Annotated in this window: 17 protein-coding genes and 4 pseudogenes; 7 read left to right on the forward strand and 14 right to left on the reverse strand. The window is 36.3% G+C overall.

Features of this window, described 5'->3' with window-relative positions; genetic code table 11:
- Positions 1 to 307 precede the first annotated feature (307 nt).
- The 5 genes from J502_RS11155 to J502_RS11180 form a co-directional block, all read right to left on the reverse strand.
- Positions 308 to 3,763, reverse strand: a complete 3,456-nt coding sequence (locus J502_RS11155) for a hypothetical protein (protein ID WP_005404746.1) — start codon at positions 3,761 to 3,763, stop codon at positions 308 to 310.
- Entirely contained in the window at positions 3,756 to 6,122 is a 2,367-nt protein-coding gene (locus J502_RS11160) for a hypothetical protein (protein WP_005404747.1), read from the reverse strand. The genes J502_RS11155 and J502_RS11160 overlap by 8 nt, the downstream gene beginning before the upstream one ends.
- Before the next feature lie 4 nt (positions 6,123 to 6,126).
- Positions 6,127 to 6,621, reverse strand: coding sequence for a hypothetical protein (locus J502_RS11170; protein WP_034673546.1), 495 nt, complete (start codon positions 6,619 to 6,621; stop codon positions 6,127 to 6,129).
- Between the two features lie 368 nt (positions 6,622 to 6,989).
- Positions 6,990 to 7,289, reverse strand: coding sequence for a hypothetical protein (locus J502_RS11175; RefSeq protein WP_004969894.1), 300 nt, complete (start codon positions 7,287 to 7,289; stop codon positions 6,990 to 6,992).
- 2 nt (positions 7,290 to 7,291) lie between these two features.
- The gene (locus J502_RS11180) at positions 7,292 to 7,930 is read right to left on the reverse strand and encodes an AAA family ATPase (protein WP_005404748.1); all 639 of its coding nucleotides are present in this window, start codon (positions 7,928 to 7,930) and stop codon (positions 7,292 to 7,294) included.
- 393 nt (positions 7,931 to 8,323) lie between these two features.
- On the opposite strand from J502_RS11180, the gene repM reads away from it, so the two are divergent.
- The 4 genes and pseudogenes from repM to J502_RS16845 form a co-directional block, all read left to right on the forward strand.
- Entirely contained in the window at positions 8,324 to 9,271 is a 948-nt protein-coding gene (gene repM / locus J502_RS11185; RefSeq protein ID WP_196432104.1) for a replication initiation protein RepM, read from the forward strand.
- A 1,335-nt stretch (positions 9,272 to 10,606) separates the two neighbouring features.
- Positions 10,607 to 11,209: pseudogene (locus J502_RS11190) on the forward strand (IS5 family transposase); the annotation flags it as partial.
- On the forward strand, positions 11,199 to 11,837 hold the full coding sequence (locus J502_RS11195; protein ID WP_005404751.1) for a group II intron maturase-specific domain-containing protein: 639 nt from the start codon (positions 11,199 to 11,201) through the stop codon (positions 11,835 to 11,837). The pseudogene J502_RS11190 and the gene J502_RS11195, both read left to right, overlap by 11 nt.
- Positions 11,838 to 11,915: 78 nt before the next feature.
- Positions 11,916 to 12,343, forward strand: a pseudogene (locus tag J502_RS16845) (IS3 family transposase); the annotation flags it as partial.
- A 60-nt stretch (positions 12,344 to 12,403) separates the two neighbouring features.
- Here the strand turns inward: J502_RS16845 and J502_RS16850 are convergent.
- Positions 12,404 to 12,493, reverse strand: a pseudogene (locus tag J502_RS16850) (helix-turn-helix domain-containing protein); the annotation flags it as partial.
- A gap of 200 nt (positions 12,494 to 12,693) precedes the next feature.
- Between J502_RS16850 and J502_RS11205 the strand changes: the two are divergent.
- Both J502_RS11205 and J502_RS11210 read left to right on the forward strand, forming a co-directional pair.
- Positions 12,694 to 13,152: a hypothetical protein gene (locus J502_RS11205; RefSeq protein ID WP_228127198.1), complete on the forward strand. Its 459-nt coding sequence runs from the start codon at positions 12,694 to 12,696 to the stop codon at positions 13,150 to 13,152.
- A 27-nt stretch (positions 13,153 to 13,179) separates the two neighbouring features.
- On the forward strand, positions 13,180 to 14,376 hold the full coding sequence (locus J502_RS11210; protein ID WP_005404755.1) for a reverse transcriptase domain-containing protein: 1,197 nt from the start codon (positions 13,180 to 13,182) through the stop codon (positions 14,374 to 14,376).
- Here J502_RS11210 and J502_RS17155 read toward each other — a convergent pair.
- Positions 14,366 to 14,671 (reverse strand): hypothetical protein, encoded by a 306-nt coding sequence (locus tag J502_RS17155; RefSeq protein WP_005404756.1) that lies wholly within the window; start codon positions 14,669 to 14,671, stop codon positions 14,366 to 14,368. The two genes, J502_RS11210 and J502_RS17155, sit on opposite strands and share 11 nt — an antisense overlap.
- A 122-nt stretch (positions 14,672 to 14,793) precedes the next feature.
- Between J502_RS17155 and J502_RS16645 the strand changes: the two are divergent.
- Positions 14,794 to 14,988, forward strand: a pseudogene (locus tag J502_RS16645) (hypothetical protein); the annotation flags it as partial.
- Between the two features lie 501 nt (positions 14,989 to 15,489).
- Here the strand turns inward: J502_RS16645 and J502_RS11225 are convergent.
- From J502_RS11225 to J502_RS11260, 7 genes are all read right to left on the reverse strand, one after another.
- Positions 15,490 to 15,909, reverse strand: a complete 420-nt coding sequence (locus J502_RS11225) for a hypothetical protein (RefSeq protein ID WP_004281849.1) — start codon at positions 15,907 to 15,909, stop codon at positions 15,490 to 15,492.
- 694 nt (positions 15,910 to 16,603) lie between these two features.
- Entirely contained in the window at positions 16,604 to 16,786 is a 183-nt protein-coding gene (locus tag J502_RS11235; RefSeq protein WP_004281850.1) for a hypothetical protein, read from the reverse strand.
- A gap of 203 nt (positions 16,787 to 16,989) precedes the next feature.
- Positions 16,990 to 17,889 (reverse strand): cation diffusion facilitator family transporter, encoded by a 900-nt coding sequence (locus J502_RS11240; protein WP_004733183.1) that lies wholly within the window; start codon positions 17,887 to 17,889, stop codon positions 16,990 to 16,992.
- Positions 17,890 to 17,975: 86 nt separating this feature from the next.
- A complete protein-coding gene (locus J502_RS11245; protein WP_034684152.1) occupies positions 17,976 to 21,134 on the reverse strand; it encodes an efflux RND transporter permease subunit in 3,159 nt (1,052 codons plus the stop codon).
- Positions 21,124 to 22,374, reverse strand: a complete 1,251-nt coding sequence (locus J502_RS11250) for an efflux RND transporter periplasmic adaptor subunit (RefSeq protein ID WP_005404759.1) — start codon at positions 22,372 to 22,374, stop codon at positions 21,124 to 21,126. Before J502_RS11250 ends, J502_RS11245 begins: the two co-directional genes overlap by 11 nt.
- Position 22,375: 1 nt before the next feature.
- On the reverse strand, positions 22,376 to 23,743 hold the full coding sequence (locus J502_RS11255) for a TolC family protein (RefSeq protein WP_005404760.1): 1,368 nt from the start codon (positions 23,741 to 23,743) through the stop codon (positions 22,376 to 22,378).
- Positions 23,744 to 23,792: 49 nt separating this feature from the next.
- Positions 23,793 to 24,203, reverse strand: a complete 411-nt coding sequence (locus J502_RS11260) for a hypothetical protein (protein WP_004733191.1) — start codon at positions 24,201 to 24,203, stop codon at positions 23,793 to 23,795.
- Between the last annotated feature and the right edge of the window lie 50 nt (positions 24,204 to 24,253).

The raw sequence follows: 24,253 nt of genomic DNA on the forward strand, positions 1-24,253 counted from the left end.
TTAAATTTAATATTATTTTCTTCTGTGAGTCATACAAAATCTTTTTATTTATTGAGTATTTTTTTTTGATAATCTCTCGTCTAGCCTATCCAGGCTATTCTCAAGAAAAAAATTATCAAAAATCAACCTCACAGAGTACACATCTCGCTCTTAGTGTCCCTTTTTTTTGACCAAAAAAAAGAGGAACCTTACATAAATAATGAAAAAATAATCAAACATGAATTACCTAAAGTTATATAGCGCTGTTTTTTATATATTTTTTTAATATAAAAAAACTGTAGCCCCCCTACTTCTCCGGTAAAACATTTTAGACCATTTTCTTTTGACCCAGGGAAGGTACTCCAAGGCATTTCATCTTAAAAAAGATACTTTGTAGTACAACTTTTTGTATCAGATGATGCTTTGAATCTGCTTTTTTATTACTAATTTTATAATATTTTATTTTAACTTCACTCCCTATTTTTTTATCAAAATCACTTGAACTTGATTTTTCTATATCTAAGTAGGATTCTACGTTCGAATATATTTTGGTAATAAACTCCACAAATGAATCGTACAATTTTAAATCTTTTTGACAGACTGCTTCAAAAACTAAAACTGATCGATCACTTTTCAATGAAATTTTATTTTCCAAAATATAATAAAAATTTTTAATTTCTTTTTGGGTAATTTCTTTGTCAATTATGAATGGATGGCATATTCCATATAAATACGACCAATTGATCATTCGCTCCCAATTTAAATCCATTTCTTGCAGATCACGCTCCTCACTTCTAGCTATTTCTTTATCTTTATAAATATAAAATTGTCTACTAATTGACTTTATTAATTTAACAAGCTGGTCTTCAGGATTTATGATCCGGTCATTTGCTTTCCATTCCTGATATGATTCTAGAAATCTTTTTGGATATAAAAAACTCATTTGTTTTTTTTCAATTTCATCTTTTTTTAAGAATTGCTTTGGATCATTATGTTTTTCAAAAACCTTTAAAAAAAACTTAGATTTTTGAAGAATGTTAAAAGCTGATTCATCCTCAGATATCTTTAAGGATTTAAATTGAGCATTAATAATTTTGCTATTTTTTAGTAATGCACCAATCAATTCAGGCTGATATTCACGTTTTGCTGTATAAAACATGTCTGCAATTAAAATATTAAGATGATGTATATAGCTACTTGCGGTTACGTTAAAGTCTTCATGCCCCATTAGATGTGCTAAACGTTGCCATACATCTGCGCTATGTAATGATGCATGATCGATATTTTGCAATATATGCTTTTTAAGCCTACCTACAAACCTAGAGTCATAGTCAGTAAAGCTACAGATAAGCTGGTGGCTGCCTTTCAATAAAATTGCTAAGTGTGATGCAGCACTATGCCTAAATGCGTGAAATGTATATGAATGATCACTTGTCCCTAATACCAGATTAAACAAGCTCCTAGTGATTTTTGATAATTGTTGATTTTCAAAGGTGAAGAGTAATGTGTTCTGTACTTGTAATTCCGCTTCGCTCAAAGAAGCAGCTAAATATTTTTTATAAAAATCACAGAACTCTTTAAATTCATTTGGATTTAAAAAATAGGATAAATCAAACTGACGATTTGCATTTTCGTTTTTAACATTACGGTGAGAGTTGGAATGAATTTTTAAAACCAGATTTTCAATATCTGAATTGGATGATTCATTTGAAGTCGTATCTTTAGGATCTGACTTTGCTTCGTAATATAAACGATTATTTTTAAGATGACTTCGAAGCTGTGCAGAGTCAAAATCATTGAGACGGATGCCTGTCACTTCATCAACACGCAAACCTAGTCTAAATGTGAGTCGATAGACCCATTGCAATGCAACTATGTCATTCCCTGAAATGCCTAAAATGTGTGGATAATTTTTCACAATTTTCATCATTAATTCAAACATCTGCGGACTAATGGTCCGTGTTTTTAAAAATTTCCCGCTGTCTCTCTGATGTTCATACAAGTACGCTACTACTGGTGCATCATGCTTGTTGACCAAATACTGATGAAATGTTTTTAACCTCGCGAAAGAATAGCCAGAGGTGTCGTGCTTTTTATTATCATTTTTCTCAGCGATTGTTTCCTGCTTTTCCTGATCTTTCATTGATTTTTCTAAAATAAGGTACTCATACATTTCTTCAAATTGTTCTTCGATGGCATTATTCAAATTTATTTGATATTCTAAAATGTAAATTAAAAAGTCAGAAACGAAGCTGTGATAATAACGTTTTATCGATGCCACCTGAAGTGATGCTTTACCAGAGCCAGAATTGTAACCTAGCTCATACTTTAACCATTGGCATATCCGTAAATGTGCAATTGCCACCACATAATCAATATATTCCCCCTCTCCAGCTTCATAGGAACGTATATCGCCCTCTGATTTATTAATACTTGCGTTCAAAGCTTCATTAAACTTGGCTAGTGTCAACTCTTTACCATCTTCACTAAATGATAAAAGCAATGATTTTATATCATTACGTTTACCCATCCGTTTATCATTATAAACTTTAACGTTCTGACCACTAGTAGAAACAGAAAGTTCTACAGTGTGATGAGTATTTTCAATTCTTTCTTGAATCGTTTTCCAGGTATCAAGCTGATGATAAATAGCTATATGCTGTTCATATATCAAAGGCGTAGTGATAATTTTGTTATTAAGTACACTTGTACTCAATAGATCTAAATTTGGAATCTCCTGCCAAAGAACATAATCAATATGCTTGAAAGCAGAAAAACGGCGTCGCTCAAACTCTTTGATAAATTGATGATCAGGAACAACATCTTTAAAATGTGCTTTTAGCCGCTTATAAAGTAAATCTTCCCGCTTAACTTTTTGATCTTGATCATCGTGTGTTTGCTGCCAAATACTAAGAGGCGATGTAAACTGTAATGCATAACCTTGGTTACCATGAAGATGCTCTCGGATACGCAAATAACAAAGCATTGAGATTGCGTTAAAATATATTTGCTGTGTTTGCCATAATTCCACATCTCCTTGGCTATCATAACGGTAGAAATTGCCATATTTTTGAGATGAGAGAGTGTATGAGAAAACGTAGGCATGATTCTTTGAACCAGAGTAAATTGGCAACAGTCCACTGTCTAGATTCATTTCAAAAATTGCATCATGAATTGCAATAAGCCGTTCAGGATGAATACATCCTTGATCGAAAATTAATGATATACATAGACATTCAAATAATATGTTTACTAAGTTTTGCTGAGCTTCAACTGTAGATTGTAAACTTATATTTTGAGTCTTTTTATTAAGAGAATAGCTCCACTTTTCATAAAATTTTTCCTTAAAATCAGCAAGAATAGCTCCATAACACAACTTGTCCTCTGTTAAAATATTATCGCGGCGCGGTAATGTTGCTATTTTCCAATCTGGTAATTTAATATCGTAAATTTTTGCATGATCTGGATTTTTTTTTTGCCACTCCTGATACTCTTGTTCACAAATAATTTTAAAGTGTTTAAAACACTCCTTGAGGTAAGAGCGGAAATATTTTTTGAGCTGGGAATGCTCACAAACTTTTATTAAAACTTGCTGATAGTTTGTAAATTTATCAGCAATTCGTTGATCAAGAAGTTTAAAATCAATCTCGACACCATTCACCTTTTTCTGAGTATATTTATGATCAATCAGCTCAGAAATTTGATTAAAAATTGCTTTTGTTTCTGTTTCAATCGCATTTTGTAATTGCTCTAGAATCTCTTGATTTAGTTCTTTGTTAATCACGCGATTTTTCCTGGGTAAACAAGTCTAGCTCCAAAATTTCTAATTTTTTCAGTAACACTTCAACCTGTTGTTGAATTTCTGTTTTGTAATGAAAAGGACTTAAGGATGAAGTATGGCCAAACCCCATGGCAATACTATCATGTGCATAAAGGGTATTATGAATATCACTGCTGAGTTCAAGATGGTTTTTGCTAAAATGCCTTGGCCAGTTTTTATAAATCTGAACTGTTTCTTTCAAGTAATGCGTCACAAAAGCTGCTGACATTGGTGCCAAAGTAAGATTGTCTGCTATTTCTATAAAGTCAACGCTATGCTTTTTGGAAGTCAGTTGAGGATGGATAAGAATACACAGCATGAATTCATTTTTTTTCCACTGCTCCTGCAAATATTTCATGCCTAATGCAGTGATTGTCTTATCTATATACTCTCTGTATGCATCGAAATGCTTTTGCCAATAACCTACTACAGGCACTAAACGACCTTCTTGTCGTGAACCAATTTTTTTGTCATGAATATAGATAAATTTTGATTTTGAATCATAATTTTTGATCAAACCTGGCATACCCATCGTGGGTCGTACCGTGAGGCAAATTAAAGACAGATGCCACATCCAAATGCTATAAGCATTTAATTTCTCAATCCGATTGGCTTCATCATTCGTTAAAGTAGTCTGTACATAAGCATAAAGATTTTTAAAAAATTGAGTTGCTGCTTTGATAGTCCAGCAACGCTGACTACCTATACGTTGTTCTCGGTCAAAGATATAACCCGGATGCTGCTCTTTTTTCCATAGATCACCTTTTTTTCGGTTTATTAAACAATCAATGTATCTTTTAAAATGTCTATTTATCTCTTCAATATTACGCCCTTCATAGGACCAATTAACCACATGATTCGTATCGTGATTTGCCATTAAGTGTGCTACGAGATCATCACCTGTCTGCATATTCAGATGGAAATATATTTGCTTTTCTAAAATTCCACATGAAATCTTGTCCAAATTATACGGTTTGAAAAGCTGCCTTAAAAAACGATTGTATTCAGGAACAGATAGTTCTTGAATAGCATTTTTTTTTAATTGAATAATCCAAGCACTAGGAATATGCCATTTATAAGTGGATGCTTTGTTATAGCGCTGTAATTTATCACTCATAATGCCCGAATGATTTACATTCAACTTTGGATCAATCACCCAATAATAAGATACTTCGATTACTTCTGTTTCTTCTGCTACTTTTGTTTTTTTTATTCTTTTTACTTTTGTTTTTTCTAATATTTTTCCTTTTTCAATCAAATTATTAATATCTTTAAAGATAGTAGGACTCAGACCAGTCAGCAGTGACATCATGCCACATAATGCCAAAGAAGATTGATCATAAAAGATTGTACTATTTTCTTTGAGCATTTTATCCTGATAACAATCGTGCAATACGTTGTATACCTGATGTAATAAACTGGGTGCTAGATAAAGTGGATTACTTACAAATGGGACTTCACGTCTCTGAATAATTTTTTTGAGCTTTTCATCGGATATCATAGAACTTGCACGCTTACTGATATCATCATGTGTAGGATCAAGAATAGTTGCTGATTTTTCATCTATCTCGACTTCTGTGTCATCATTTTCTATATAAATAGGAGATGACCCTGAGTGGTTTGTTACATCAATCTCCTTTTTTATTCTTTTTATCAAATCCTTGATACTAAGTTTCTTCGATGAATTTAATTCCCTGTTGTTAAGCTCATTACAGACAATACAAAATTGCTCAATGTAACGGTCTAAATCTAATGAGATGGAGTGCTTTTGCACCTCTTCACCAGTTAAAAATTCTTTAAAATTTCTGGTGTTAAATTCATCGATTTTTTTAATTTCATTGGTAATTTTGTCACATGGTATTTTTTTTTCCCTACGGTCTTTAAATTGGTTCTGCAGTAACAGTTTTAATGCATAACATAGTTGATTAAATTTCTTATGTACTCTTTCATCATCTACTATTCGCTTAAAATCTATCAGTTTTGTGTTTGTGATAGGCTCTTTATCTTTAGAACTAGAATTCGGTAAAATGATAAGTTCTTTGAGCATTTCACAAATTAATCCAGTCAACAGATAACCATACTGATGCCCTTCTTGTTCAATTTTAGTCCATTGAGTTAAACCAGCCAGAATTTTATGTTCCGTCACAATTCTCTTTTTTTTAATAGTAACCTGGATTTTTTCTGCAGCAGCATACAACTCATTCTTATTTTGAACGTCGAAATCTTTGAAAATAGCTTTTTTTTCACCAAGTGACTGATTTACCCACTTTTCCAATACTTTGATTTCTTCGTGTAGATCTGACAATCCATCAGTATTAGTCATACAGTTACCATAATTTTTCAGGGTAAAAATTGATTTTCAGGTTTCGTTCTAACTTGAGCTTGAAGTTTTTAGGCAAACCAAAATATTTTTTATAAGTTCTTTGAGTCAATTTTTTAACACAACGCTGCGGTTTTGACTCCACTCTCATATGTTCTGATAACTTCAGACTTAAGGCCTCGGACAATTGAATAAAAAAACAAGTAAATAGCACAGCATGCACCTCTTTATGTTGGTGCTTTTTAACCTCTTCAGTTTCTTCAGGAGCTACATCAATTGTATCGAGTAACCACTTTAAAATTTCAAATTCATCAACGTCTTGATTGTCTTTTGCTGCTTGGTCAAGCATTCTTTTGATTTCATCATCCATCTTATTTTTAAGATCCAATACAAAATCTTGAATAAAATCTGGTAAATCTAATATCAAAACGTAACTTAACTTGGTGAAAACTTCAGTTAGAACTTCAGGTGTTTTTTTTGCATGCCTAATTTTTTCTATCATGACTCTCTCAATCGATACTGGCTATACAAGCTCAATACAGTTGAAATGGTTAATTTCTAAATTTACTACTTAGGCCCAACAGAATATCTTTAGCCTAAAAATACCGATTATGATGTTATATGTTTATATCCAGCTAACACAGAACAGCTCAATGAGTTAACGTGATATATCACGTAATAACTTTACCATTTGATTTTCCAATATCAAAGTATCGCGATGTCTATATAAGGTTTATCAACAAATCAAAATATTTAAATTATTTGCCAGTAAAGTTATGAAGTTATGAAGTTATGAAGTTATGAAGTTATGAAGTTATGAAGTTAGGTTATTTAATCTTATAGATTGAATAACCTCTTCCATTCTCTATTTTATTTAAAACTTTTATCAACGAGCTGCTTAAAATCTTCTAAATTCTGCTCTGCCAGTGACTCTAAAGCTATTCTTACAATACTAGATCTGTTAACACGAGCGTTATTACTTTTGATAATTAACTCATCAATTAATTCACTTAATTCTTGGTTTAAAGAAAAGGTACAACGAACGAATTTCTTTTGTGAAACTTCTAGATCCTTAACTCTTTTATCAGCTCCCGATATGAAATTTTCAACCAGTTTATCCTGATCTGAAAGCTCGTCAGTTTTCTTTTTTAAACCGCTAAGACCTGCCATAGTTATACTCCTAAAAACTCTTGAGCTATCCCTTCAATTTCTGCTTTTGCCTTAGGATCACTTGTTACTTCAAAAACAGATAAGCCATTTTCATCTGCATCATCATAAACATTTCGATTTGTCGTGATGTGGTCTAATGCTTTTATTCCGAACGATACACAGGCTTCTTTAGCATCTAAAATTCGCTGTACTTGTGACGGTAATGTTGGGCATTGTGTAATGATTGCTCTTGCATTCAAATCTGGATTCACTGCTCGTGCCAGTTTTAATACTTGTTCCATATGATCCAAAGTCTTTAGATCTCTACGTTTAGGCCTAAAAGGCAAGAGCATATGTGTTGCTATAGTCATAGCAGAACGTAATGCTTCCGAATCTTGTCCACCAGCATCAATGATAATATCTTCATATCTTTTTGATAAATCTTTTAAAACTTGACGAATATTGCCTGAAGCTTGTACAGATGGAATATTTTTTAAATCCTCATTCTCATCACGTTCTTTAATCCAGTCAGTTGTTGTGCCTTGAGGATCTGCATCTAGAAGCAGAACATCTCTATTCTTTTCTTGTAAATAAACTGCTAAGTTTTGGGCAAGGCAGCTTTTACCAGCTCCGCCTTTTTCACCACCTACTAAAATAATCATAAGTTATGTAAGTTACGTAATTTTGTTGAAAATAATGTACAAGTTTCAATCTCATGAATCAACTATTGTGAAAAATAAAGTTAAAAAAAAAGTTATCCACAAGTAATGTTCTTTTTTAATTTTATATATATTTTTAAATTTATATTTATAGAACCTCTGAATGCCTTATGAAGTCTAGTTTTCAGAGGTTTTATATGGACGTTTTCCTGACAATAAGTGGACACTTTCCTTTATTTAAATGGACGTTTTCCTGACAATAAATGGACGTTTTCCTTTATTTAAATGGACGTTTTCCTTTATTTAAATGGACGTTTTCCTGGCATAAATAGATCTTCCATTAATGGACATTAAGTGTTAATGTCTATTAATGGAATTTATTTCTTTAATCACAATATGGCAAATCTAATTTATAAAGACAATAACTTGATTGAAGCATCTTATGCATTGACTCTGTCTGAACAACGCTTAATTTTAGTTGCAATTATTGCAGCTAGGGAAATTGAAAAAGAGCTTACATCGGATACATTGCTAACAATACATGCGTCTGAATACATGAAGCACTTTAATTTGGGTCGTCAAGCGGCCTATGAGGCTCTTCAGGGAGCGTGTGATAACTTATTTGAACGTAGACTCACCTATAAGGCCATAGATCCTGTTACAGGTAAGCCAGCGGTCTACAAAAGCCGTTGGGTATCAAAAGTTGGCTATGTTAAAGAAGCTGCATGTGCTCAACTAATTTTTGCTCCTGATATTTTACAGCTTTTTGTAAAACTTGAAGAAAAGTTTACTCGTTATGAATTAAAGCAAATTTCTCAATTATCTAGTGTATACGCTATACGGCTGTATGAACTTTTGATTAGATGGCGTAGCAAAGGCAAGCTATATATTAGTATGGTTGAATTGCGTGATAAGTTAGGTCTACTTGAAAATGAATATAAAACCATGGGAGATTTCAAAAAGCGTGTATTGACGGTTGCCATAGATCAAATTAATAAACTTACTGATATCGACGTAAGTTATGAGCAGAAAAAAGAAGGGAGAACAATTACACATATCGAATTTTCTTTTAATCAAAAAGCTTCCTTAATTGTTAGTGATAACGTACTGGAACCGACATATCAGCTGACACCAAAACAATCTATATTTTTCGCTCAAAAATTGTGTGACCTTATCAAATATCCCGAATTCGGGGGGAAATATGCCAATGTAGGCGAAGAGATCGAAGCGTTTAAAGAAAGGATTTCACTTGAACTCCTCGACCCTGAAAAGGTAAAAAAGTATTATTCTGATTTGTTAAAAGTGGGCTATAAAGAAAAATATAAATCAGAAAAGTTATCATAACCTGAATAATAGAAATTTTTATTTTGAACACTACAAACCTATAGGAAAAATTTAGTCTGCCCTGGTAACCCTAGTTTTATAAACTGAAAATTATATGTTCCACTAGTACGAAGAACTGATCTGGATTAATTAACGAGGAAGATGAAATTATAAAGTTACATAACTTACGCAATCCTGAGGAGAGTGATGCGATGGAAACCTCTCCCGGTAATGCTTGTCAGGGATTTGTCCATATATGGAAGCGCAGCACTAAAATTACAGGTTCCACTAGTACGAAGAACTGATCTGGATTAATTAGCGAGGAAGATGAAATTATAAAGTTACATAACTTACATAACTTACGCAATCCTGAGGAGAGTGATGCGATGGAAACCTCTCCCGGTAATGCTTGTCAGGGATTTGTCCATATATGGAAGCGCAGCACTAAAATTACAGGTTCCACTAGTACGAAGAACTGATCTGGATTAATTAGCGAGGAAGATGAAATTATAAAGTTACATAACTTATGTGACTTACACAACTTACGCAATCCTGAGGAGAGTGATGCGATGGAAACCTCTCCCGGTAATGCTTGTCAGGGATTTGTCCATATATGGAAGCGCAGCACTAAAATTACAGGTTCCACTAGTACGAAGAACTGATCTGGATTAATTAGCCAGGAAGATGAAATTATAAAGTTACATAACTTATGTGACTTACACAACTTACGAGTTTATGTAATCCTGATGAGAGTGATGCGATGGAAACCTCCCGGTAATGCTTGTCAGGGATTTGTCCATATATGGAAGCGCAGCACTAAAATTACAGGTTCCACTAGTACGAAGAACTGATCTGGATTAATTAGCGAGGAAGATGAAATTATAAAGTTACATAACTTATGCAACTTACACAACTTACAAAACTTATGTAATCCTGATGAGAGTGATGCGATGGAAACCTCCCAGTAATGCTTCTCAGGGATTTGTCCATATATGGAAGTGCAGCACTAAAATTACAGGTTCCACTAGTACGAAGAACTGATCTGGATTAATTAGCCAGGAAGATGAAATTATAAAGTTACATAACTTACATAACTTACGCAATCCTGAGGAGAGTGATGCGATGGAAACCTCTCCCGGTAATGCTTGTCAGGGATTTGTCCATATATGGAAGCGCAGCACTGAAAATTACAGGTTCCACTAGTACGAAGAACTGATCTGGATTGATTTGCCAGGAAGATGAAATTATAAAGTTACATAACTTATGAACTTATGAACTTATGACTAGGTCTTAATTGAGAAGGGCTTTGTTGCACAAACCTAGCATCAAAAGCTTATTCAGCAATATAATTTCAAAATGAATAAGCCTGCCTCTAAAATCTACCGTACAACCAATTGGTCATCCTATAACCGAGCCTTAATTAACCGAGGTAATATTTCCATTTGGTTTGATCCAAAGACTCAGTGGTATGCACAATCACAAGGCAAGCAAGGTCGAAATCAGACCTACTCCGATACAGCGTTTCAATGCTGCTTAATGATCAAATTACTATTCCGACTCTCTTTACGTATGGTCACAGGTTTTGTTCAAAGTCTGATTAAACTCTCTGGATTAGATTGGACAGCTCCGGATTATTCCACCCTTTGTCGTAGACAAAAGCATATTGATATTGCGATTAGCTATCAAAAAAGTAGTGATGGACTGCATCTACTCGTAGACTCTACTGGTTTGAAGTTTCTTGGTGAAGGTGAATGGAAATGCAAGAAACATGGGGCTGAATATCGTCGCCAATGGCGTAAGCTTCACATTGCTATGGATGCTAAAACCCTGCAAATACGTTCAGTACAACTCACCACAAATAATGTCAGTGATTCTCAAGTACTCGAAGATTTACTTGCTCAAATTCCCTTGGATGAACCAATTGATTCTGTTTATACAGATGGTGCTTATGACACAAAGCCCTTTTGATATGTGGATTACGAAACATCTTCAAAGTGTACGGTTCTGCCGTTATGCAGATGATGGCGTAATTCATTGTCGGAGTTTATCTCAAGCCAAACTTGTTTTACAAAAGATCGATGCACGAATTCGTGAATGTGGTCTCGAATTGCATCCAGACAAGACAAAGATTGTTTATTGCCAAGATATTAATCGTCGTAAAGCATATCCCGATGTTCAATTTACTTTTCTCGGGTACACGTTTAGGCCCCGTAAGGCTGTGGACAAGTATAAAAGAGTTTATGTAAATTTCTCTCCTGCAGTCAGTCGTGATGCACTTAAAGCAATGCGACAGACTATTCGGAAATGGCATCTACATCTGATGTGTAATCGCGAATTAAGTGATTTATCTGCAATATTCAATCCAATTCTTCAAGGTTGGCAGCAATACTATGGTCGATTCCATGGTTCAGCAATGTCAGCGATCTGGCAACACATGAATGCTTATCTTATACGCTGGATGAGGCGTAAGTATAAAAACTTGGCCCGTCATAAAAGACGGGCTAGATATGCCTTAGGGCGACTTGCGCGTGATTTTCCAAATGCCTTTGTGCACTGGAAAATGGGATGTTTACCATCGGTTGGATAATGGGAGCCGGATGAGCTGAGAGGTTCATGTCCGGTTCTGCGAGGGGCTAAGGGTGAAATTCCCTTGGTCTACTCACCCTTATCTCCCGTCATGGACCTGTTTAACGGTGAAATCATTGCATTTCAAATGGAACGTAGACCAGTATTTGGACTGGTCAAAGATATGCTTAAAGAAGCTATAGAGACACTCAATATAAATGAGAAGCCAATGATCCATTCTGATCAAGGTTGGCAATATCAAATAAGATTTTACCAGAAACAATTAGCAGAACGAGGGCTCACCCAAAGTATGTCACGTAAGGGGAATTGTTTAGATAATGCTGCTATGGAGATTTCTTTGGAATACTTAAATCTGAATGTTTCTATGGAGAAGAATTTAAATCAGTTGATGAATTGGAGCAAAAAGTGAAAGAATATATTCACTATTATAACCATGAGCGAATCAAGGTTAAATTAAAAGGACTGACCCCTGTAGAATACAGAAATCAGTTCTTCGAAATTGCCTAACTTACTGTCTAACTTTTGGGGGGCAGATCAGGATGCCGGGGTTTTTATTTTCTAGACTTCTTAAATCAGAGTTGGGTGTGCATCCAGGATACGAATTAAAGTCGCTGCACAGCCAGTCGGATAGTAACGGCCTTGTTCCCAGTTAAATAAAAATAATTAGGATAGAAATATCTAGATTTTTTATTAATTTAGGATATATTTCTTAATGTTGACTTATTGAAACGCTGCCAAACTCTGGCAAACATCTCAATGAGGCTTCCCGAGTAGTGCACATCACACCGATATCAGCAGGGAACTTGACACGATGGACGTCCTTCATCGAGTTATTAGTGAACAGCGGTGAGGTTGATATGCGTATAACACTCGCTCCTCTTGCTACCAGCTTTAAAGAGGAATCCAAACAAAATATGGAGGCAGCCCAGGTGAAGGTTGATAATAAGCAACGCAGCAGGATCACGTTTCAAGAAGTATTTACAGTGACCATGTATATCTGCACTTTTATTGTGTTATTGACTAGCATAATGGATATCAGCGCATGGATTACATTTCTTGTTACAATTTCATGCTTGACAAAAGATCATATAACATGCTATAATAAATTAGCTTTTGATCCAAACTACTCAGGTTTTTGTAGTCATATTGAAACGCTGCCAAACTCTGGCAAACATCTCAATGAGGCTTCCCGAGTAGTGCACATCACACCGATATCAGCAGGGAACTTGACACGATGGACGTCCTTCATCGAAAAATTAGTGAACAGCGGTGAGGTTGATATGCGTATAACACAGACTTTCAGCCTGTATGGGTAGCCTTGTAAAGCATACAGTGAAGAGAGCATGGATTTTCAGCAGTTCTTTAAAGAACACTTTTTTAAAAAATTTAGAGCTTTATTTAATAAACAACCTAAATATTTATTAGATATAAAATATTATCCTGAATATCTTTCCTTCAATGAATTTGATTCCAAAAAAGAGCAAATTTTATCAAGCCTTTTACTAGATTTTTCTTGTCGAAAATATCTTCCTCAAGCTTTACATCCTGTATTGATACCTAAACCAGATGGTTCATTACGTCTGATATGTATTCCATCTATCCAAGATCGATTAGTACAACAAATAACTTTAGAATATATAAGAGAAAAATACCCGGACAAATATAAGTTAGCGACTGATTATGATTTCTCATCTAAGAAAGAAGAGGGCGGCGCTATTAGAGCAAGATGTGTAGCTTTAGACTTTAGAAATCAATATTCGCATGTATTAAAGACTGATATATCTGCATTTTTTGATAATTTAGATAGAAAAATAATTAAAAAAAATATTGATATTCAAATAGGTATAAAAGAAATTGACTTTATTCTAGAAAAAATTATAAACATTGATATTAAACTGCCGCCACCGTATTCAGTTGAAGCTAAAGAATTTGAGTTTTTAAAATCCAAAAGAGGAAAAGGAATTAGGCAAGGTATGCCCATGTCCTCATTCTTTGCATCTCTTTATTTATATAACTTTGACAAATTTATGAATGTACAAAATATAAAATATGTCAGATATGCTGATGATTTAATTGTATTTTGCTCATCATATGGACAAGCTAAACAAAATTTATTACTAATAAAAGATGAACTTAAAAAAATTAATCTTGCTGTTCCAGACCTGGAAGAGCGCACTAAAACGAACATAGTTAAAAATAAACCTATTGATTTTTTAGGGTTAGAGTTTAGGTATACAGGAAAGTGTTTTAGATCGTTTATACCTAATTCAACATTTGAAAGAGTTAGTACGAAATTATTAGCTTATGATTCTTTAAACAAAAATATAAAAAGGCAAAAAAATTTTCCTGATGTAATTCAAGATATTAATTACATTACAAACGGATATAAAGCAGCTTTCTCTGATGCCTGTAATATAAGTGAGTTAGATAAAGAAATTAGTGAAATCAAAACGAAAGTTTTCTCTAAATTGATGTCCTCTATAGGCATAGATATTAATACTTTAAGCGCTAGACAAAAAAGATTCTTTTTTAGTTTATAGAACTTTGCTTAACATAAAATCTCTTATGCGAAATTACATACATACCAACTTTAACCACATTGTGGACAGGTTGGATTTTAGAGATAAGAAAAACTTCTAAGGCATTTGCTAAATAAGCCGTATCACGTTCAAAGCCTATTGTAATGATGGATCCAGCATCTTTCAGTCTTGGATCTATCGCAATATATTCAGTTTTATCTTCATTCCATCGGCAATATTTCATTACCCTGGCGCTTAAGCCATTACCACGATAACGGCCAGCACCTCTAGAAGTCCCAACACCGATATAAGTCACTAAATCTCCTTTGATAAACGCATATACACCTTGTTTATCGTAATTAGGAATTTTTCCAAAATTAAAATGTACTGGTGACCATTCAGGAGGCTTTCCTAATAGATCTACATTCCAGTGATGTTCATGCCTGGAAGCAGTACCAACAACAACATCCGGCCAAAGCCAAGCAATACCAGACTCTATACCTGCCCTATCAAGTCATTAAAAAATGTGTGGATGAGATCAAAGCAGAACAATAGATGAAACTCAGACAAGAACAACAGCTCAAAGCACAGCAACAAGCTCCTAAAATGAAATCTCGTGGCATGAGTCGCTAAACAGAGCGAGTGTCTACGAGCGAACTGAGAAAATTTGCTCATCCCTTTCCCTGATTACAAGCTCCCTATCCATCAATCACCTGCATGGCAGAGCATCCCGCATGGGTGCGAACTTTCCAAGTTTGATTCCTAAACCGAGCGTAGCGAGAAAAAAAAGCTGATGAGCGAAGCGAATTCCGAGTTGCTTTTGATCTTGCTTTTGCTTTTTCTTAAATTCACGAAAATATGAACCAAAAATTGCCCCGACGAATCGAGCGAAAGCGAGATTCAATAAAGTTTGAGCGAAGCGAAAACCAAGGGCAATTTTTCATGAAATATGCTTTTAATTATTTTTAAGCTTTTAAATGCTTTTAGGTGTACGAGAGTAAAAAATTATCACATTGGCTTACTCTCAAGCCTTTGATTTTATGTGAAAGCATATAAACTGAAAAAACAATAAATGTTCATACTGGAACTTTAGATATGAATCCATGAAACATTTATGAGTAATAAAGTTTCATACTAGCTTATGACCCTTACACGTTTGCCATAGGTACGCCTACCTGTACCAGAACAAACTGGACACCATGAGTTATTGTGAAATAAGTTTTGAAAAGTAGGATTCCATTTATGCTTCTTTTCACATTGCACATCAAGCTTCTGACGTACATTGATGTATTCTGTAGAAAATAAAACACCGCCTTTACTTTCTATAAATTCCTTAACAAATTCATAGGTATGCGCAACATCTCTATTGCTACATTCATTACACCAAGATTTTTTATGTATATGAACGGCAGGAGTGGCATAAAATTCATGGCCTTTTTCACATCTATATAGGAGTTTAACAGTCCTACCTAGATATTCTTTTGAAAGACATTCTCCTTTATGCTGTTTCGCATAGTTTTGACACCATTCAAGATTGTATTTAGGTAAGGCCATAGATAAATCCTTTGAGCAATCTAGTATGAGAATTTATTGCTCAGTATGATACTTTAATACTTAGTATGAAACTTTTTTACTGCCCCACATAGGCTTTTTGATGTGGAAAGGTGCAGGCACAACTGGCTTAGACTTTGCAAGCTTTACTAAATCCTTTTTAGGCATTATTGGTGTAGGTGCGGCTTTATAATTCGCAATAAAATTTAGTCTGCCTAAAGCATTTGTGTTTCCCGCAATCGCTATTTTATTGGTTGCTTGCTTGTTCCCCGCATTAAATTATTATGCTCTTGAAGCATCTGAAAAGTCATTTAACCAAACAACCAATTTTTTAAGTCAGCCAGTACATAAGTTTTCAGCAAATAAAATAACTGTACTTTGGGGCATGTGGTACATGAAAGCCCTATATTTAGCCATAGCAGGTTTAATTGGCTTTGGCATAGCTAAAGCTTTATATCCTGAAGTGATTTAAAAAAATTGGATATTTTTATTTAGAAATTACATTGTATGTTTACAACATAAATTGAGATATATAAAGATGACCCATTGAAATGGGATTAAAAAAAATACTTTATTTTTAATATTATAATTATATGTAGTTCAACTAATGGTGTGATAGGTTTTAGTTATAAACTTATTCATTCAGGAATTATATTGCTGAATGAATAAGTCTAATTGATTTATTTATGCAACCCAACTATTCATTTGATTCATTTGATTCATTATTTTTAACTTGTTTTTGTTTAGAATTTTCAACTTTAGAAGCTTTTAAATTCTTTTCAAGAAATAACAAGCCGCCATCTGCATAACTAAAACTTGCGATACTAAAGAATGCACTAATTAACAGTAATTTAGTACAAAATTTATTTTTGAATAGCATGTTTATTTACTCTCATTTAATACTTGTTAGATATTCTAACTTTAAAGAATTAACACCCAGAGGACTCATAAATTACATTCTTGTAATTTTAAAATGTCTCAGGATGGTGTTTAAAGTGCGTGTGATAAATAGAAGTGTAATACAGGAAAATGGTAAGGTTTATCAGCCTAGTCATCTGTCCATTATGTAGAAAGAGCAGCACTTTAATGTTTATGCTGTTCCAATGTATTACATTCCTTACTTTCTATTTGTAACGTAATTTCAGTAATATTATGATTATGTTTTAGAACTTCTAAGGCCTTTTGATAGAGTTGATCTGTATTGCTATTCGGAGCAACCAAATGAGCAGTTAAATGAATATTTTTTGAGGATATAGCCCAGACTTTCAACTGATGAATCCCTTCAACGCCCTCTAGCTTCAATAAATCATTTCTTAACGACTCAATATCAATCTCATCAGGAACTCCTTCAAGCAGAATATTAATACTTTGTTTTAATAAAATCCAAGTTCGAGGTAAGACCCAGAAGCCAATTAACACAGCGATTACGGTATCAACCCACATCCACTGGGTAAAATAAATAACTATTCCTCCGATAATCACGCCTATCGATCCTAGAGCATCACTAAGAACTTCTAAATATGCACCTTTTATATTTAGACTTCCTTCAGCACTAGCAGAAAGGATTTTCATTGAAATCAAATTTACGACCAAACCAATGACCGCGACAATCATCATTTCAACACTTTGAATTTCAGCAGGGTTCGTAAAACGTTGATAAGCTTCATATACAATATATATTGCTACCACAAAAAGCATCACCGCATTAAACAGAGCCGCTAAAATTTCAAATCGCTGATAGCCAAAAGTTCTTTTATCATCTGCGGCTTTTTTACCAATTTTGATAGCGGCAAGAGCAATAGCTAAAGCGGCTACATCAGTAAACATATGAGCTGCATCAGATAACAAAGCCAAACTTTGGGTAATAAAAGCAGCGACAACTTCTACTATTAAAAAAGTAGTCGTTAAACCTAAGGCAACCATTAACTTCTTACTATTTTCTTCAGTAACAACCGCATGGCTATGATCATGATGTTCTGACATAAAATATTTTCCTTATTCTATTTATGATGAGCAGAGATATTGGATAACAGCCAATATCTCTGCTGTAAATCGACTAATCTATTGGATTAAGAAACTTTCTTTTCATTCATCCAGCGGTACAGTACGGGCAATAAAACCAATGTAAGCAGGGTAGAGGAGATAATTCCTCCAATAACCACTGTTGCTAAAGGTCTCTGTACTTCTGCCCCAGTTCCGGTTGCCAAAGCCATCGGGACAAACCCAAGGGACGCCACACAAGCGGTCATCAGCACAGGTCTAAGACGCAAAATTGCACCCTGCCACGTTGCATAATAAAGGTCATATTGTTGTCGCAACTCTTTGATAAAGGTGAGCATGACTAAGCCATTCAGTACAGCCACCCCCGATAGTGCAATGAAGCCAACCCCTGCTGACATGGATAATGGAATGTCACGCAACCACAACGCGATTAAGCCTCCACATAAGGCAAACGGTACACCACTAAAGACCAGTAAGCTTTCTTTGATATTATGGAATACAGCCATCAATAAAATAAAGATCGTCAACAATGCGAGCGGAACCACCAATTGCATACGCGCTTTTGCAGACATCAGATTTTGAAATTGACCGCCATAATCTATCCAATAACCGCTTGGTAATTCCTGTTTGGATAACGTGCTCTGAAGCTCTGTTACGAATGAGCCTAAATCACGTCCTTCTACATTTGCAGTAATAACCACTCGACGTTTACCATTTTCACGGCTGACCTGATTAATACCCAGGATATTTTCAACGCGTGCCACATCTTGCAGTTGGACTAAACCACCATTCGGCAATTGAATAGGAAGTACCGCTAACTGTTCAGGACTACGCTGGGATTCATCTAGACGGATGACAAAATCAAAACGCTTGTCTCCCTGTAAAATTGTTCCAACATTCTGGCCACCGACACTTGTAGCTACCAGATCCTGAATTGCTCTTCCCGACAAGCCATATTGTGCAGCTCTGGACTTATCCACCTCTACATTCAACAAGGGTAAGCCACTGGTCTGTTCTACATTAACGGCTGTCGCGCCTGAAATTGAGTTAATTTTTTGAGAAATTTTATTCGCTTCGCGATTTAGAATCTCCATGTCATCACCAAATAATTTGACACCCACATCACTTCGCACCCCTGAAATTAACTCGTTAAAGCGCAGTTCAATGGGTTGCGAGAACTCACTGTTATTTCCCGGCAATGTCGCTAAGAAAGTAATCATTCTTTGGCGAAGCTCATCAATCGTTTGTTTTGGATCAGGCCATTCATCATGAGGTTTTAACAGTACCACGCCATCTGAAATGTTGGGTGGCATAACATCTGTGGCCACTTCTGCTGTACCGGTACGAGCAAAGATCGCTTTAATTTCAGGAAATTCTTTCAACAGTAACTTTTCAGTATTTTCCTGCATTCTCAGTGACTGTTCTAACCCTGTACTTGGGGAACGCATTTGCTGAACAGCAAAATCACCTTCACCCAGTTGAGGTGCAAACTCGCTACCTGTTTGAGTGGCTAGCACGCCCGTAAGCACTAAAATACAGGCAGCCACAATAGTCACAAATAAACGAAGCTCATAGGCTTTATCTAAAAGCAGTTCATATTTGGTTTTAAGCCAATGCATCCAGCGACTTTCGGTTTCCTTGACTTCTCCAGTGACAAATAGGGCAACTGCGGCTGGCACAAAAGTGACAGATAAAATCATGGCCCCAATTAAAGCCAGTACAACAGTCATTGCCATAGGATGGAAAAGTTTGGCTTCTACACCCGTCAGGGTAAAGATAGGTAGATAAACCACCAAAATAATTAACTGTCCAAAAATCAGAGGACGACGCGCCTGTTTTGCAGCCAAGAAGACTTCTTTAAATCTTTCAGAACGGCTAAGTAAACCACCTTTCAGCTTCTGAGCTTCTGCTAGCCGACGGATACAGTTTTCTACAATAACCACTGCACCATCAATAATAATACCGAAGTCCAGTGCCCCTAAACTCATCAGATTTGCACTAATCTTCTGCTCTGCCATTCCCGTCAAGGTAAACAGCATTGACAGTGGAATAACGCAAGCCGTGATCAGCGCAGCACGGAAATTACCTAGAAAGAGAAATAAAATAACAATGACGAGGATTGCACCCTCAATCAAATTTTTCTGAACGGTTTTGATCGCCCGATCAACCAAATGCGTACGGTCATACACAGTCTCAATCACCACACCTTTAGGTAGCGATTGCTGGATCGATTGCACCTTTTCATCAATGGCTTGAGCAACGGTACGGCTATTTTCTCCCATCATCATCATGGCAATACCCAATACAGTTTCTTCACCATTATAGGTTGCAGCCCCTGTTCTTAAGTCATGACCAATTGAGACATTGGCGACATCTGCCACCCGAATCGGATAGCCGTTTTTATTGGCAATACTGATGTTCTGGATATCTTCAATCGTGTTTAAAGTGCCGGGAACACGAACCGTTAGCTGTTGTCCATTTTTCTCAATATAGCCAGCACCACGGTTTTCATTATTCTCTGTTAAGGCAGTTTGTAAATCAGACAAAGGAATTTGCAATTGTTGCAATCGGTTCAGATCAGGGGCAACCACATAGGTTTTATTAAAGCCACCGATACTGTTGATCTCAGCAACGCCTTTTACGCGCTGTAATTGCGGTCTTACAATCCAATCCTGAATTTCACGTAAATCCATCGCCGAATAAGGGGTTCCATCCGGCTTTTTAGCATTTGGTTCGGCTTTAATCACCCATTGATAGATTTCACCTAAACCTGTCGAAATAGGCGACATGTTAGGTTGCACATCTTCAGGCATTTCTCCCATTGCTTCTTGCAAGCGCTGGTTGATAAGCTGTCTGGCCCAGTAAATATCCGTGCCATCTTCAAAAATGATGGTCACTTGCGATAAGCCGTAGCGTGAAATCGAACGGGTTTGTTCCATTTTCGGCATGCCTGACATGGCATTCTCGATTGGATATGTAATCCGCTGTTCCATTTCTAAAGCCGTAAAACCATTGGCTGAAGTGTTAATCTGCACCTGAGTATTGGTAATATCTGGTACAGCATCAATCGGTAACTTTTGATAACTATAAATACCAATAGCAATCCAAGCCGCAATAAACAGCATGACCCAGATTGCGTTATGGATAGAAAACTGGATCAGTCGATCAAACAGTCCTTCAGGTTTTACCGATTCGTGGTCTGGAATTTGAGGAGTTTCAGTGCTCATGTGAAGCCTCTCCTTTTTCCAGCTCGGATTTCAGTAAAAAACTGCCTTGAGCGGCATATTTTTGTCCCTGACTAAGCCCACTCACCACTTCAATCCATTGGCTCTCCCCAGATGATTGCCCTAATTTCACAGGTTGCGGACTGAATTCAACTTTTTGTCCATGCTGAGTGGCGACAAAAACCACATCTTTTCCATCGACATTCTGAACTGCGGACTTAAGTACCCGTAATGCGGTACTTTCACTCCGTTGTTGCAACTGTACGTTCACCATCAAGTTTGGACGTAATTCGGTTGCATTCGATTCAACTTTTGCTCGCACCTGAAGACGACCTGTTTGAATATCCGCTTCAGTATTTAAAGTCTGAATAACTGCCCTGTAGACCTTTTCCGTTTGCAAGGATTTAAATTCGATCTTTTGATTCGGGGCTAAGCCCATAATTTCAGAATTTGGAACAATAAACTCAAGCCAGAGTTGATCTAACCGGTCTATCGTAAAGAGTTGATCGGCTAACTGAACATTTTCCCCGAGAACCAAATCCTTTTTACTGATCACGCCAGAAATGGGAGCTTTCAAAATATAGCGTCCGTTACTGGCATTCACTGCACCAAATGCGCTTAAACGTGATTGGGCCGCTTGAACCTGAATTTGTGCCCGTTTATAACTGTTATAAGCCCGTTGATAGTCCTGTTTTGCTGAGATACCCTGTGACCACAATTGACGCTCACGCTCAAAGTCTTGTTTCGCCAGTTCCAGATTGGTTTGTTCAATTTTAAGATTGGCCTGCTGATCAACTAGATCAGGAACAAGCAATGTAGCCAAAGGCTGCCCTTTCTGAACTTTTTGGCCGAGTTCTACATAAACATTTTCTACATGACCGCTAAAACTCGGTGAGACATGCGCTTGCTGATCCGTATTCACATTCAGTTTGGCAGGATAAGAACTTAATTTAACCACCGGACCTTGATCGACCGCTGATAACTGTATGCCCTGTTCCACCAGTTGCTTGGCCGTCAGGCTCACGCCTTCTGCATGCTCTTCGGTTTCACCGCCATGTTCTTCACTTCCATGTTCCTCTGCGCCTTCTTCCTCTGCATGTTCATCTGATGTTTCAGATTTATTCTTACCCGACAAGATCAAGAAAATACTGAGGAGTACGGTTGCGCCGATGACAAAACCAATCAGTAGAGGTTGAGAGATTTTTCCGCTCTGTTTTTTTAAGCTGTTTTTAAGATCGAACATGTTAATTTCCCCCACCAATGACAGGCATGGCCTGTATGTCTTGCCATAAGTTTTGATTGATTTGTGCAATAGCATCTTTCGACATGACTTCACTTGGGCTAATGCCTAAGCTCAAACTTTCTGCTTCAATGGCCTTTTGCCAGCCATCCCGTAACAACTGGACTTTACGCAGACGGATGTCTTGTAATTGAAGCGTGGCTTGCTGAACATCGGTTAAAGCAAACTTGCCTGCCAAGAAACCTTGTAGCGTCTTACTTTGAACTTGAGTCGCCAAAGGAATTTGAGTCTCGTCAACGACTTTGAATTGCAGCTCTAAACCCTGCAACTCGGTTAAAATTGTGCCTATTTGCAGCGCATTTTGCTTCAGATAAAACTCTTTCTGACGCTCTAATAAGTTCATTTTTTCTTGCGCGATTTTTATGCCATTTTGCTGACGATCGAAAATATTAAGCGGTACACTGACTCCGACTACTAATTGATTTTGTGTGGAGTTTTCCAAGGATTGGGTGCGGTTGACACCTAGGTTTAAAGTGGGGTTAGGACGTGCCTTTGCCCTTAGTTGATCAACCGTTGCTTGAGACTCTAATACCAGTAAAGCTCGATATTTCTCAACGTAGTTTTCCGCTAAATATTCTTGAACCTGTTCATGAGTCGATTTTGGCCAGAGCTTTTGTGAAGAGAGGTTTACCTGCAATGACTTATCAGAGGTTCCCCATAAATTTGATAATTGTTGGGTGGCCACTTGTACCTGTAAGTCTGCCTGTCTAAAAAGACGGATATTTTCAGCATGGCTTAAACGTGCGCGATTTACATCTACTTGGGCAATACTGCCTGCATTAAAGCGCTTTTCGATTGCTTGAAGGTTTTCTTGGCTCACCCGAAGTTGTTCATTGACAATGTTTTTTTCAAGTTCAGCAATGGCCAGTTGTGACCATACATATTTCACTGCAAGCTCAATTTGTGCTTGATAAATCTTCTGTTTCAGCGCTGTTTTATCTGTAGAGAGACTGGCTAATTTTTGGTTTGCTCTTCGCTCACCAAAAATATCCAAAGGTTGTGATATACCGATGGCAAGCTCTTTTTCATTATTTGAACCAAATCCCGTTTGTTCAACTGACAGTTCAGGATTTTTAAACAGCTTACTTTGCTGAAGATTCGTGGCATTAATACTATTTTGCGTTTCCCAGAAATTTTGGGACGCTTGATATTGGTTAACCTGCTCAATAGCTTGCTGCAGCGTTAAATCTTGAGTACTGGCGACTACGGAAGTACTGAAGCTGATCATTGCAGATAGCAAGATACCGCTACCTAAGGCTGACCAGGATAAATTCAGGATGGAGGTATCCTGATGTAATTTGTTTTTTGACATGAAAATGCCCCACGCATAATGAAATTAGGAGTGGTGGGCTTTTATAAGACTACCCCACCAATAGTAGGGGCAAATCGGGAGGCGGGGTTAATTGATCCAGATAAGGGGGTTTATAAAAAGTTATTCCCAAATAAGTTGGGGTAATGCCGGTCTCAAAATTAGCTTTAAGCTTCAGATCATCGGGTGGGTCAATCTGAATCACGATTGTATTTGAGAAATGACTGCACTTTTCGTTAAAACAAACCTTCTGACAATAGTCATAGATTTCTTTATAGTTTTCTAGGGAATAAAGTGCTTGACGAGGACTATCACTCTTTTCGTCTAAATCGATTGGATTAGAGAGTATTGAATTGGGTATGTTTGGCATTTCATGCAGACAAGCAGCCTCTGCCACACTCCAAATATTCTGGAATGTGAATAAGAGTACCAATATCTGGATTAGAAATGTTTTTCTCTTCATACACAAATCTGTATTTAAAACACCAATCGGAAGCTAACCAAAGCTATCTA

The sequence above is a fragment of the Acinetobacter sp. 1294596 genome (assembly GCF_000582925.1).
In the GTDB taxonomy this organism is placed as follows: Bacteria; Pseudomonadota; Gammaproteobacteria; order Pseudomonadales; family Moraxellaceae; genus Acinetobacter; species Acinetobacter radioresistens.

Bases quoted from the DNA above. Each gene is read 5' to 3' on its own strand.
- J502_RS11210 (WP_005404755.1), top strand. From the start codon at position 13,180: ATGGATTTTCAGCAGTTCTTTAAAGAACACTTTTTTAAAAAATTTAGA.
- J502_RS11160 (WP_005404747.1), bottom strand. From the start codon at position 6,122: ATGACTAATACTGATGGATTGTCAGATCTACACGAAGAAATCAAAGTA.
- J502_RS11205 (WP_228127198.1), top strand. From the start codon at position 12,694: ATGCGTATAACACTCGCTCCTCTTGCTACCAGCTTTAAAGAGGAATCC.
- J502_RS11255 (WP_005404760.1), bottom strand. From the start codon at position 23,743: ATGTCAAAAAACAAATTACATCAGGATACCTCCATCCTGAATTTATCC.
- J502_RS11195 (WP_005404751.1), top strand. From the start codon at position 11,199: ATGACACAAAGCCCTTTTGATATGTGGATTACGAAACATCTTCAAAGT.
- J502_RS11225 (WP_004281849.1), bottom strand. From the start codon at position 15,909: ATGGCCTTACCTAAATACAATCTTGAATGGTGTCAAAACTATGCGAAA.
- J502_RS11240 (WP_004733183.1), bottom strand. From the start codon at position 17,889: ATGTCAGAACATCATGATCATAGCCATGCGGTTGTTACTGAAGAAAAT.
- J502_RS11175 (WP_004969894.1), bottom strand. From the start codon at position 7,289: ATGGCAGGTCTTAGCGGTTTAAAAAAGAAAACTGACGAGCTTTCAGAT.
- J502_RS11180 (WP_005404748.1), bottom strand. From the start codon at position 7,930: ATGATTATTTTAGTAGGTGGTGAAAAAGGCGGAGCTGGTAAAAGCTGC.
- J502_RS11170 (WP_034673546.1), bottom strand. From the start codon at position 6,621: ATGATAGAAAAAATTAGGCATGCAAAAAAAACACCTGAAGTTCTAACT.
- J502_RS11245 (WP_034684152.1), bottom strand. From the start codon at position 21,134: ATGAGCACTGAAACTCCTCAAATTCCAGACCACGAATCGGTAAAACCT.
- J502_RS11260 (WP_004733191.1), bottom strand. From the start codon at position 24,203: ATGAAGAGAAAAACATTTCTAATCCAGATATTGGTACTCTTATTCACA.
- J502_RS11250 (WP_005404759.1), bottom strand. From the start codon at position 22,374: ATGTTCGATCTTAAAAACAGCTTAAAAAAACAGAGCGGAAAAATCTCT.
- repM (WP_196432104.1), top strand. From the start codon at position 8,324: ATGGCAAATCTAATTTATAAAGACAATAACTTGATTGAAGCATCTTAT.
- J502_RS11235 (WP_004281850.1), bottom strand. From the start codon at position 16,786: ATGCTATTCAAAAATAAATTTTGTACTAAATTACTGTTAATTAGTGCA.